Below are 12,057 nucleotides of genomic sequence, written 5' to 3'. Positions count from 1 at the left end.
GATCTGCAGCCTATGCTGGAGGAATTCATGAACCGTCCGTCGCTCGCCGCCGCTGTCAGCGCCCTGGCCCTCTTGTGGGCGGTCGCGCCGGCCGTGGCCCAAGACGCGCAGCCGTTGCGCATCGGCGCCAATGTGAACGGCGCCCTGACGGACGGCGACGCCAAGGCGGCGGATGACGAATATCGCTACGACGACTATCGGTTCGAGGCGCGGGCGGGGCAGCGGCTGGAAGCTACGCTGAGATCGGACGCTTTCGACGCCTATCTGGAAGTCTACGACGACGGCGCAGCGGGCGAGCCGCTGGCGTCCGACGACGACGGGTTGGGGGACGGCACCAATGCGCGGCTGCGGTTCACGCCTGACCAGGCGGGGACCTATGTTCTGAGGGCCCGGACGTTGAGCGGACTGGACGGCGGCGACTATCGTCTGTCGTTGCAGGAACGCCCGGCGCCGCCGCGTGCGCCGCGACCCGGCGGCATTCGCGTTGGGGCGACCCAGAGCGGCGAACTTACGGCCCGCGATCCAGAGCAGGAGGACGGCGGCCGCTATGACGCCTACGCCTTCCGCGCCAATGCCGGCGATCGGTTTGTCGTGACGCTGGACTCCGAGGCCTTCGATCCTCTGGTGCGGGTAGGGCGGATGAACGGTCCCGATTTCATCGAGATCAGCTCGAACGACGATGCGCCCGGCGGCGGGCTGAATTCACGCCTGACCTTCACGGCGCCGACGGCCGGCGAATACGTGATCCGGGCCACGTCGCTGGAAGACGGGCTGGGTCGTTACGAACTGGGCCTGGCAGAGGCGCCGCCCGCGCCGCCGTCAAAGCCCATCGCGATCGGTGACGAGATCAAGGGTGAACTGGGCTCGGACAGCGCCACGAACGACGGTGGCCAGCGCGCGGAAACCTATCGCTTTACCGGAACGAACGGCCAGCGCGTCGCCATCGAGATGAAGTCGAGCGACTTCGACGCCTATCTGACGCTTCGCCGTGCTTCGGACGATACCGTCCTTGCGGAGGATGATGACGGCGCCGGCTCGGGCACCGACGCCCGCATCGCGCGCACCTTGGACGCCGACGGCGACTACATCATCGAGGCGCGGGGATTCAGCGACGAGGCCGAGGGCGACTATACGCTGAAGCTGACCGAAACCGCGCCGCCGCCGCCGCCGACCACGGCGACTTTGGGTCAAACCGTGGAGGGCGAGATCACCGACGAGGACCCCCAGGGCGACGATGGCAAACGCTATGACGCCTATGTCTTTGCTGGAACGGAAGGTCAGCGTGTCCAGGCGATCCTGCGGTCCGGCGACTTCGACGCCTATCTGGAGATCGGCAAGGCCGACGGTGAGTTCGAGGCCCTGGCCAGCGATGACGACGGCCTGGCCGAGGGCACGGATTCGCGGCTGAACTTCACCCTGCCTTCGGCCGGGAACTATGTGGTCCGCGCCATGCCGCTGGATGCGGAGGGCAAGGGCCTTTATTCGCTGGAACTGCTGGATCGCGGGCCAGAGCCCAAGCCCGGCAGCCTGCTGATCGGGTCGACCGTGCGCGGAACCCTGTCGAACAGCGCCGCGCTCAGCGACGAAGGCGCCTTTTTCGACGCCTACCGCTTCCAGGCCAAGAAGGACGAGAAGCTGCGTCTGACGATGGTTTCGAACGCCTTCGACTCCTTCATCGACCTGGGCAAGGAAGACGAAGACGGCGATTTCACCAGCCTGGCCACAGATGACGACAGCCTGTCCGACGCGCACGCCAAGCTGGATTGGACCGCGCCGGACGACGGCTGGTATGTCGTGCGCGCTCGCGCCTATGGACCCAATCAGATGGGCGCCTACGCCCTGACGGTCGAGCGCCAACCGGCGGGCGCATCGGCCTCGGCGCGTGATGATGCGCCGTCATGGCTCCTAAGTCGGGCGGCTGATCGACCTGCGAGGTTGCCAAGCGCGCGAAGCGGCGTGTAGAGAGCCGCCTCCTGTTGGGGAGTAGCTTCCGGCGTTCGTCGTCGGGATCGCGTCAACATACTCGCGTTTCGGCGCGTGGCGCGATCAGCGGAATCACCGCCTAGCGAGACCAGCGTGTCCTGACGCCGCGACCGGCCGGTGCAGGACCGCTGTCACGCGTCCGGTCGAGTGCTGTTTCATGACCCCAGGCGCCATCGCCATTCTTTCGCTCAGCATGTCCACGGACGCCTTTGCGGCCGCCGTCGGACGCGGGGCGTCGCATCGACCCGCCGTCAAGGACGCCGTCAAGGCCGGTCTGGTCTTCGGCGTGATCGAGGCGATCACGCCCCTGATCGGCTGGGGACTGGGCATCATCGCCGCCGGGCTGGTCGAAAAGGTGGATCACTGGATCGCCTTCACCCTGCTGCTGATCGTCGGCGGCAAGATGATCTGGGAAGGCGTTCAACCTCGCGGCGCGGACGAAGATGAGGCGCCGCGCCGGTCCGGCCCCTGGGCGCTCGTGGCGACGGCGGTCGGCACCAGCATCGACGCTGCGGCCGTCGGCGTGGGGCTGGCCTTCATCGGAGCCAATATCTGGGTGATCGCCGCCTCGATCGGCTTCACCACCTTCGTGTTGACCACCATCGGCATGCTGATCGGCAAGGCCGTGGGCACGCGCTTCGGCAAGACGGCCGAGATCATCGGCGGCGTGGCCCTCATCGGTCTGGGCACGGCCATCCTGCTGGAACACCTGGGTGTTCTCGGCGGCTGAGCCGGATCAGGCCGAGGGTAGCAGGTCCGCCGCAAAGATCCGGTACCGACCCGCGCGCACGGCGTCGGTCGCGCGAGCGATGTCCGGAGCGAAATAGTGGTCGCTGGCATAGGGGGCGGCGGCTTCTCGCACGATGGCGAAAACCTGTTCCAGCGCCGGCGAGCTGGTGAGCGGCCGATGGAATTCCAGCCCCTGCGCCGCCGCTAGAAGCTCGATGCCGACGACAGTCGCCGTGTTCTCGGCCATGTCCAGCAGGCGCCGCGCGCCGTGAGTGGCCATGCTGACGTGGTCTTCCTGATTGGCGCTGGTCGGCACGGTGTCCACGCTGCATGGATGGGCGACCATGCGGTTCTCGGCGATCAGGGCGGCCGCCGTCACCTGGGCGATCATGAAACCGGAGTTCAGCCCGCTTTCCTTGACCAGGAAGGCCGGCAGTTCGCTCATCTTGGGATCGACCAGGATCGAGGTGCGACGTTCCGAAATATTGCCGATCTCGCACAGAGCCATGGCGATCTGATCGGCAGCGAAAGCAACGGGTTCGGCGTGGAAGTTTCCGCCCGAGATCACGTCGCCATCCTCGATGAAGACCAGCGGATTGTCGGTCACGGCGTTGGCTTCACGCGCCAGCGTGGCGGCGGCGCTGGTCAGCACATCAAGGACTGCGCCCATGACCTGGGGCTGGCAGCGCAGGGAGTAGGGGTCCTGTACCTTGGTGCAGTCGTCGCGGTGACTGTCGCGGATGGCGGAGCCGGCCATCAACTCGCGCAGGCGGGCGGCGACGGCGATCTGGCCCGGTTGGCCGCGCAGGGCGTGGATGCGATGATCGAAGGGTGCGTCGGAACCTTTCAGCGCATCGACCGACAAGGCTCCGGCAGCGATTCCGGCGGCGAACGCCGCCTCGGCCGCGAACAGACCGGCAAGGGCCAGCGCCGTCGAACACTGGGTGCCGTTCAGCAGGGCCAGGCCTTCCTTCGGGCCCAGCGTCAGAGGCGTAAGGCCGACCTTCGCCAGAGCCGCTTCGGCCTCCAAGGTTTCGCCGTTCAGCCGCGCCTCGCCCACGCCGATCAGGACGCAGGACATATGAGCCAGGGGCGCCAGGTCGCCCGAGGCGCCCACCGATCCCTTCGACGGAATGCAGGGCAGGATGTCCGCGTTTACCAGGGCGATCAGGGCCTCCAGCGTTTCGCGCCGAACGCCCGAGGCGCCGCGCGACAGACTGGCGATCTTCAGCACCATCAGAAGACGCGTCACCGCATCCGGCAGTAGCGGCCCGACCCCGCAGGCGTGGCTGAGGACCAGATTACGCTGCAGCGTTTCCAGATCTTCAGGCGCGATGGAGGTGTTGGCCAGCAGACCGAAGCCGGTGTTGACGCCATAGACGGTGCGCCCCTCGGCCACGATGGCGGCGATGGTCGCTGCGCCCCTGTCCACATTGGTCCAGGCGGTGGGCGTCAATGAGACGGTAGCGGCCCCCTCCAGCACCGCACGAAGCTGCGCCAAGGTGAGAGGCGATTGGCCGAGGGTGATCGCGGTCATGGCTCAGGCCTTCAGGCTCGGAAGGTTCAGTTCGTGCTCGCGCGCGGCCGCGCGGGCGATCTCATAGCCGGCGTCGGCGTGACGCATGACGCCCGTCGCGGGGTCGTTCCACAGCACTCGCTCAAGCCGTTGGGCGGCCTCCGGCGTGCCGTCGGCGACGATGACGACGCCCGAGTGCTGAGAATAGCCCATGCCGACGCCGCCGCCGTGGTGCAGCGACACCCAGCTGGCGCCAGAGGCCGTGTTCAACAGAGCGTTCAGCAGCGGCCAGTCGGACACGGCGTCCGATCCGTCCTCCATGGCCTCGGTCTCGCGGTTCGGGCTGGCGACCGAGCCGCTGTCCAGATGATCGCGGCCGATCACAATGGGGCCGGACAGTTCGCCCGACGCCACCATGTCGTTGAACATCAGACCGGCGCGGTGTCGATCACCCAATCCGATCCAGCAGATACGGGCCGGAAGCCCTTGAAAGGCAATGCGCTCGCCCGCCATGCCAAGCCAGCGATGCAGACCCGCGTTCTCGGGGAACAGGCGCTTCATCGCCGCATCTGTTTTTTTGATGTCTTCCGGATCGCCGGTGAGGGCCGCCCAGCGGAACGGACCGATCCCCCGACAGAACAGTGTGCGGATGTAGGCGGGCACGAAGCCGGGGAAGTCGAAAGCATTCGTCACGCCCGCGTCGAAGGCGACCTGACGGATGTTGTTGCCGTAGTCGGTGGTCGGCACGCCCATCGCCTGAAAGTCCAGCATGGCCTTCACATGAGCGACGATGGAGGCGCGCGCAGCGGCGGCGACGCTGTCGGGATCGCTGACGCGTTTGTCTTCCCACTCCGCGACGGTCCAGCCCGAGGGGAGATAGCCGTTGATCAGATCGTGCGCGCTGGTCTGGTCGGTGACCAGATCGGGCCGCACGCCGCGGCGAACCATTTCAGGCAACAGATCGGCTGCATTGCCCAACAAGCCGATCGACAAGGGTTTTTTGTGCCGGAACGATTGCTCCAGCAGCGCCAGGGCCTCGTCCAGGGTTTCGGCCATGACGTCGACGTAGCGTGTCCGCAGGCGGACCTCGATGCGGCTGCGTTGGCATTCGATCGTGATGCAGGAAGCACCGGCCATTGTCGCGGCCAGGGGCTGGGCCCCGCCCATTCCGCCCAGGCCCGCGGTCAGGATCCACTTGCCCGACCAGTCGCCGCCGTAGTGCTGGCGACCGGCCTCCATGAAGGTCTCATAGGTGCCCTGAACAATGCCCTGGGTGCCGATGTATATCCATGATCCAGCCGTCATCTGGCCGTACATCATCAGACCCTTGCGATCGAGTGCGTTGAAATGCTCCCAGGTCGCCCATTTCGGCACCAGGTTGGAGTTGGCGATCAGCACGCGCGGGGCGTCCGCATGCGTGCGGAAGACGCCGACCGGCTTGCCCGATTGCACCAGCAGGGTTTCATCGGCCTCGAGCGCCTGCAGGGCCTCGACAATCCTGTCGAACGCCGCCCAATCCCGGGCCGCCTTGCCGATGCCGCCATAGACGACGAGGTCCTGAGGCCGCTCGGCAACCTCGGGATCGAGGTTGTTCATCAGCATGCGCATGGCCGCCTCGGCGGCCCAGGTCTTGGCGGTCTTTTTCGGTCCGCGCGGGCTGCGGACGATCCGAGCGTTGGGCGTGTTCATCGTTGGCTCTCGGCGAAGGCGATGCAGGCGGTCAGGATGCGGCGCAGATGGCCGCGCATCGGCTCGGCGCGGTCCGGCTCATAGCGGCTGGGCCAGTTGTTCGGCGACACCGGGCCGGCGGGATCGAGGATGTAGCCCCGGTCAGCCAGTTCCATCTGGATGGCGTGAAGACCGGCCTCGGGACGGCCGTAGTGGCGCGTGGTCCAGCCGCCCTTGAAGCGGCCGTTGACGACGACACTGTCGCCGCTGATCGCACAGGCTTTGTCGACAGCCTGCGTCAGCTCACCGGCGCAGGTGGCGCCGTCGTTGTCGCCAATACTGAACTGAGGCAGTTCGCCTTCGAACAGGCGCGGCACGACAGATCGGATCGAATGGGCGTCGTAGAGGACGACCGGACCGGACCTGCGCAGTCGATCCAGCTGGGCTTGCAGGGCGGCGTGATAGGGATCGAACCACGTCGCGCGTCGCTCGGCGATCTCGGCCGCGTCGGGCTCCTGACCTGCGCGATATAACGGCTCCCCGTCGAAGGTCTCGGTCGGGCACAGGCCGGTCGTGGTCATACCGGGATAGAGGGAGACGCCTGACGGATCGCGATTCACATCGATGACACTGCGCGACACGCCCGTGCGCACCAAGGTTGCGCCCATGTCGATCGCGAAGTCGTACAGCCGATCTACCCACCAGTCCGCGTCCTTGCGGGCCAGCCAGGGTGAGGTCATCCGCGCCTTGATGGCGGCCGGAATGTCGGTACCCGTATGCGGCAGGCCGATCACCAGCGGGGCCGAACCTTCGTGGATGGTCAGCCAGTCCTGCATCCGTTCGGCCTCCCTCGCCAAATCGATCCATCGTGGTATGTCTAGACATATTGATCGCAATGACATGGACCTGTCCAGTGACCCTTCCGCCGCAGCCTGTGGATCGCACCCTCTGGTTCGGGGCGGCCCTTTTGCCGGACGGCTGGGCACACGACGTGAGGATCGGCGTGGCTGGCGGGCGGATCGTCAGTCTGGAAACAGACGTTGCGCGCAGCCCGGTGGACGCAGGGGGCGGTATCGCCTTGCCGAGCGTCGCCAATGTCCACAGCCACGCCTTTCAGCGCGCCATGGCGGGCCTTACCGAGGCTAGAGGGCCTTCGGACGACGACTTCTGGACGTGGCGCGAGCTGATGTACCGCTTTCTGGATCGAGGCGGTCCGGAAGAGATCGAGGCCATCACCGCCCTAGCGTTCATGGAAATGCTGGAGGGCGGCTTCACCCGCGTCGCCGAGTTCCATTATCTGCACAACGACCCGTCGGGCGCGGCCTATTTGGACCGAGCCGAGATCGCCGCGCAGATCGTAGCGGCGGCGCAGGCGACGGGCATCGCCCTAACCCTGCTGCCGGTTTTCTACGCCCATGCCGGGTTCGGCGGACAGCCGCCGGCGCATGGACAGCGGCGTTTCATCAACAATCTGGACGGGTTTGCCGATCTGGTCGCGCGATGCCGGGCCCTGACCGCCGATCTGCCCGACGCCGTGGTCGGGGTCGCGCCGCACAGCCTGCGCGCGGTCAGTCCGGATGAACTGACGGCCATGCCTTCGCTGGCGGGCGATGGGCCGATCCATATCCATGTGGCGGAACAGACCAAGGAGGTCACGGACTGCCTGGCCTGGTCGGGCGCGCGGCCGGTCGAATGGCTCCTGGCCAATGCGCCGATCGATCCGCGTTGGTGCCTGATACATTCCACGCATGTGACTGAGGCCGAGTGGCGCGGCGTCGTCGCGCGCGACGCCGTCGTCGGCCTGTGCCCGATCACCGAGGTCAATCTGGGCGACGGCGTCTTCCCGGCGGTCGATTTCACGCGCGCCGGCGGGCGGTTCGGCATCGGGACCGATTCCAACGTGCAGATCGGCGTCGCCGAGGAACTGCGAATGCTGGAGTACAGCCAGCGGCTGGCGCTGCGCGGTCGCGCCGTCATGGCGGACCCTGAACGTTCGACGGGCCGCGCCTTGTTCGATCGCGCGCTGGCGGGCGGCGTCCAGGCGACGGGCGCGGCGTCGGGTCTGAGCGTCGGGGCGTCGGCGGACATCGTGTCGCTGGATACGAGCGGCGTCGCCTTTGCGGGACGGTCGGGCGATGCGGTGCTCGACAGCTGGATCTTCGGCGCGCCGGCGGGCTCGATCCGTTCGGTGTGGCGCGCGGGGCGGGAGGTCGTGAAAGACGGCCGCCATATCGCGCGGGACGGCATCGAGGCGCGCTATCGCAAGGCCTTGTCGGCGGTGTTGGGGTGAGCCTGCATCGCCGCATCTATGCCGATCTTGAGGGGCTTATCCTGTCCGGCGCGCTATCGCCCGGCGACCGCATTCCGTTCGAGCATGAGCTGACCGAACGCTACGACTGTTCGCGCATGACGGTGTCCAAGGCCATTTCGGAACTGGCGGGGCGGGGGCTGGTGACGCGCCGACGTCGCGCCGGCACCTTCGTCGCCCAACCCAAGGCCCACGCCGCCGTCCTGGCTATTCCCGACCTGCGGGCCGAGGTGATCGAGCGCGGGCAGGCTTACGGCTATGTCCTGCTGGAGCGGATCGCACGCAAGCCGGACGGTGAGGACGAAATCGAACTGGCATCCGGTGGTCTTCTGCTGGACCTGACCTGTCTGCACAGCGCCGACGGCGCGCCCCTGGCTTTGGAACACAGGCTCATCGCGCTCGGCGCGGCGCCTCAAGCCATAGACGTCGATTTTCATACGGTTCCGCCGGGAAGCTGGCTGCTGGACTCGGCGCCCTGGACCGAGGCTGAGAACCGCATTTCAGCGATCGCGGCCGATGCCCGCGCCGCACGCCTACTGGAACTCAAGCCCGGCGCCGCCTGCCTGTGCGTCGAACGCCGGACATGGCGGGACGGACAGGGGGTCACGCGGGTGTGGCAGATTTTTCCCGGCGACCGCTACGATCTGATGGCGCGCTTCTCGTCAGCCCATTCACCCGTTTTAGCAAAGGAGCCTCGCTGATGAAGGCCGATCGTCTGCTGATCGATTGCCATGTCGCCACCATGGCCGAGGGACCGGTCCCTTATGGCGCCATCCATGACGCCGCCGTGGTCGTCGCCGATGGCCGCATCGCCTGGGTGGGGCCACGCGCTGACCTGCAGGCTGTGGAGGCGGCTCAAACCGTGCGGCTGGACGGGCGATGGATCACGCCTGGCCTGATCGACTGCCACACCCACCTAGTGTTCGGCGGCGACCGTTCGGCCGAGTTCGAACAGCGGCTGGTCGGCGCGACCTATGAAGAGATCGCGCGGGCCGGCGGCGGCATCGTCTCGTCGGTGAAGGCCACGCGCGCCGCGTCGGAAGATGACCTGTTCGCCTCCGCCATGACGCGGTTGGCGGGGCTGAAGGCCACCGGAGTCAGCACCGTCGAGATCAAGTCCGGCTATGGTCTCGACCTTGAGACGGAGCTGAAGATGCTGCGCGTCGCGCGCAGGATCGGGCGCGAGGGCGGGGTGCGTGTCCGCACCAGCTATCTGGGTCTGCATGCCGTGCCGCCTGAATATCGCGACGACCGGGCCGCCTATGTTGATCTGGCCATCGACGAGATCCTGCCCGCCGCCCATGCCGAGGGCCTAGTCGATGCGGTCGACGCCTATTGCGAGCCCATCGCCTTCTCCACTGCAGAAGTGTCGCGTCTCTTCGACAGGGCGCGCGCCCTCGGCCTTGCGGTCAAGCTGCACGCCGACCAGTTGTCGAACGGCGGCGGTGCGGCCTTGGCGGCGCGCTATCAGGCTCTGTCCGCCGATCACATCGAACATGCGACCGAGGAAGGCGTCGCCGCCATGGCCGCCGCGGGCGTGGTCGCCGTCCTGTTGCCGGGCGCCTATTTGATGCTGCGCGAGACCAAGGCCCCGCCCGTCGATCTCCTGCGCCGCCACGGCGTGCGTATGGCCGTCGCCACCGACTGCAATCCGGGCACCTCGCCCGTCGCTTCGATGACCACTGCGCTCAATCTGGTTTGCGTCCAGTTCCGTCTGACGCCGGAAGAAGCCTTGGCCGGCGCAACGCGGGAGGCGGCGAGGGCGCTGGACCTGCTGGACGAAATCGGCACTGTGGAACTGGGCAAGGCTGCCGACCTCGCCGTCTGGGACATCTCGCGGCCAGCCGAGCTTTGCTATTGGGTCGGCAAGCCGCTTCTTTATAACAGCACTGAAGCAGGTTTCTAAACGCCGGCGACACCCATGGCCTTCATCAGGGCGTCGCGGATGGCGGCTTCAGTGAAGGGCTTCTGGATCGTGGGTTGGCCGCGCCATTCGTCGGGCAGACCGCCTTCGCCATAGCCGGTTGAAAAGACGAACGGCACGCCGCGTTCCTTCAACGCCTCGGCGACGGGAAAGACCTGACGGCCGGCGACGTTCACATCCAGCAAGGCGGCGTCGAGATTTTCCGTGTCCCGAGCCAGCTTTTGACCGTCATCCACATTGGAGGCGGGACCGATCGGCACGCATTCCATGTCTTCCAGAATCGTTTCCAGAAGCATGGCGACGAGCGACTCGTCCTCGACCACAAGGACACGGCGACCGGTCAGAGGTTGAGTCATTGTGCGGCCGTCCTGTCCAGTGGAACCGTCAGTTCCGCGATCAATCCATCGGGGGCGTAGACCAGATCGATCTCGCCCGCCAGATCATGTCGAATGTTTCGTTCTATCAAACGGCTACCGAAGCCTCTTCTGTCCGGAACCGTAACTTTGGGGCCGCCGATTTCGCGCCAGCTCAGCTTCAGTTTGCGGTCGCGCTGATCCGCCAGACCCCAGTCGATGAGGATGCGACCGTCCGGCGTGTGCAGCGCTCCGTATTTGGCGGCATTCGTCGCAAGCTCATGGAAGATCATGCCCAGAGACAGGACGACGGCGGGCTCCAGCGACACCGGCGGGCCATTCAGGCTTATGCGGGTCGGCCCGTAAGCTTCAGTCTCATGCTCCAACATGGCGCGCAGGTCGGCGCCCTCCCAATGGCTTTGCGTCAGCAGATTATGGGTGTGTGACAGCGCCATGATCCGGGACTGGAAGGTCTCGGCGAAGCTGGCCGGATCGGTGTTGGAGCGGGCCGTCTGAATGGCGATGGATTGGACCGTGGCCAGGGTGTTCTTCACGCGGTGGTTCAGTTCGTCGATCATCAGCTTCTGACGCTGCGCGGCCAGGACGTTTTCGGTGATGTCGTGGCCCTGAACGAAGATGCCCACGACCGCGCCCGCGTCGTCGCGGATCGGCTGATAGATGAAGTTGAGATAGACGGTTTCGAGCAGCCCGTCGGGCTTGCGCTGGAGCTGGGCCGCGCTTTCGCGGCCTTCATAGGGTTCGCCTGTGGCGAAGACGCTGTCGAGAAACTCGTAGAAGCCTTGGCCTTCCAGTTCCGGCAGGGCCTGTCTGACCGGCTTGCCGGCGATATCCCTGTGGCCGATCAGCTGGCTGTAGGCGTCGTTGTGCATCTGGAACCGGTGGTCCGGCCCGGACAGGATGGCGACGAAGCCGGGCGCCTGCATGAACATTTCGACGAGACGATTGCGCTCGGTCTCCAGTCGACGATTGTCCTCCTGCACCGACTGGGCGCGACGCAGGACCGAGCCGCCGACAATGGCGTCCAGCGCGGTGGTCGGCTCATCCGGGCGGATGACGGGTGCCAGATCCGTCACATCCGTGGTGTGCTGAAGCAGCATGACCACTTCGCCGTCGGCGTTCAGGATGGGCGTATGGGTGGCGCTCCAGAGGCGTTCCTCAAAACCTTCGGTGCCGTCAGCCAGCACTCGAGGCATCGAAAAGCGCACCACGGCGAGATGATCGCGTTGTCGTGTGTCTCGCGCTTTTTCAAGCGAGGCGCGGACCTGTCGAACATTCTCAGGGGCATCGGATCCGGGGCCGGAGTCAAAGGCAGCAAAGAGAGGCTGACCCAGCACATCGCTGCGCTTGGCTCCGGTCACATCCATATAGGCCTGGTTGACCTCGGCGATGCGTAGGTCAGGCGTGATCAGCACGTAAGGATTGGGCGATGCCTCGAAGGCCGCGCCCAGATCGACGGTCAGGTCGCTTGATTTCACTGTTTCGTTCAACGCCTACCCCGCACAGCTTGGCGATAACGCGCCACATTGAAATCGGTTCTCTCACCGTGTGTCGTGAT

General features: G+C 66.3%; 10 protein-coding genes and 1 riboswitch. Of the genes, 5 read left to right on the top strand and 5 right to left on the bottom strand.

The window, feature by feature from the left end; genetic code table 11:
• Positions 1 to 27 precede the first annotated feature (27 nt).
• Together PFY01_RS11060 and PFY01_RS11055 are read left to right on the top strand one after the other, a co-directional pair.
• A complete protein-coding gene (locus PFY01_RS11060; RefSeq protein WP_271041308.1) occupies positions 28 to 1,962 on the top strand; it encodes a PPC domain-containing protein in 1,935 nt (644 codons plus the stop codon).
• A 7-nt stretch (positions 1,963 to 1,969) separates the two neighbouring features.
• Positions 1,970 to 2,153, top strand: a riboswitch (yybP-ykoY riboswitch).
• Positions 2,141 to 2,713 carry a manganese efflux pump MntP family protein gene (locus tag PFY01_RS11055; protein WP_066551658.1) on the top strand — a complete coding sequence of 191 codons (573 nt, stop codon included), beginning with the start codon at positions 2,141 to 2,143 and terminating at the stop codon, positions 2,711 to 2,713. It overlaps the preceding riboswitch by 13 nt.
• Before the next feature lie 6 nt (positions 2,714 to 2,719).
• On the opposite strand, the gene hutH is transcribed toward PFY01_RS11055, so the two are convergent.
• From hutH to hutG, 3 genes are read right to left on the bottom strand one after another with little or no spacing between them, the layout of a single operon-like run.
• Positions 2,720 to 4,249 (bottom strand): histidine ammonia-lyase, encoded by a 1,530-nt coding sequence (hutH, locus tag PFY01_RS11050; RefSeq protein ID WP_271041307.1) that lies wholly within the window; start codon positions 4,247 to 4,249, stop codon positions 2,720 to 2,722.
• A gap of 3 nt (positions 4,250 to 4,252) precedes the next feature.
• Positions 4,253 to 5,917, bottom strand: coding sequence for a urocanate hydratase (hutU, locus tag PFY01_RS11045; protein WP_271041306.1), 1,665 nt, complete (start codon positions 5,915 to 5,917; stop codon positions 4,253 to 4,255).
• On the bottom strand, positions 5,914 to 6,732 hold the full coding sequence (gene hutG / locus PFY01_RS11040) for an N-formylglutamate deformylase (RefSeq protein WP_271041305.1): 819 nt from the start codon (positions 6,730 to 6,732) through the stop codon (positions 5,914 to 5,916). Before hutG ends, hutU begins: the two co-directional genes overlap by 4 nt.
• A 77-nt stretch (positions 6,733 to 6,809) precedes the next feature.
• Here hutG and PFY01_RS11035 point away from each other — a divergent pair, with 77 nt between their 5' ends.
• From PFY01_RS11035 to hutI, 3 genes are read left to right on the top strand one after another with little or no spacing between them, the layout of a single operon-like run.
• A complete protein-coding gene (locus tag PFY01_RS11035; RefSeq protein WP_271041304.1) occupies positions 6,810 to 8,186 on the top strand; it encodes a formimidoylglutamate deiminase in 1,377 nt (458 codons plus the stop codon).
• The gene (gene hutC, locus PFY01_RS11030) at positions 8,183 to 8,905 is read left to right on the top strand and encodes a histidine utilization repressor (protein WP_271041303.1); all 723 of its coding nucleotides are present in this window, start codon (positions 8,183 to 8,185) and stop codon (positions 8,903 to 8,905) included. Before PFY01_RS11035 ends, hutC begins: the two co-directional genes overlap by 4 nt.
• Entirely contained in the window at positions 8,905 to 10,110 is a 1,206-nt protein-coding gene (hutI, locus tag PFY01_RS11025; protein ID WP_271041302.1) for an imidazolonepropionase, read from the top strand. Before hutC ends, hutI begins: the two co-directional genes overlap by 1 nt.
• Here hutI and PFY01_RS11020 read toward each other — a convergent pair.
• Positions 10,107 to 10,484: a response regulator gene (locus tag PFY01_RS11020; RefSeq protein ID WP_271041301.1), complete on the bottom strand. Its 378-nt coding sequence runs from the start codon at positions 10,482 to 10,484 to the stop codon at positions 10,107 to 10,109. The genes hutI and PFY01_RS11020 overlap by 4 nt on opposite strands.
• A complete protein-coding gene (locus tag PFY01_RS11015; RefSeq protein ID WP_271041300.1) occupies positions 10,481 to 11,977 on the bottom strand; it encodes a sensor histidine kinase in 1,497 nt (498 codons plus the stop codon). The genes PFY01_RS11020 and PFY01_RS11015 overlap by 4 nt, the downstream gene beginning before the upstream one ends.
• Between the last annotated feature and the right edge of the window lie 80 nt (positions 11,978 to 12,057).

Source organism: Brevundimonas vesicularis (assembly GCF_027886425.1).
GTDB lineage: Bacteria > Pseudomonadota > Alphaproteobacteria > Caulobacterales > Caulobacteraceae > Brevundimonas > Brevundimonas vesicularis_C.
This window is presented reverse-complemented; position numbering and strand designations above follow the sequence as displayed.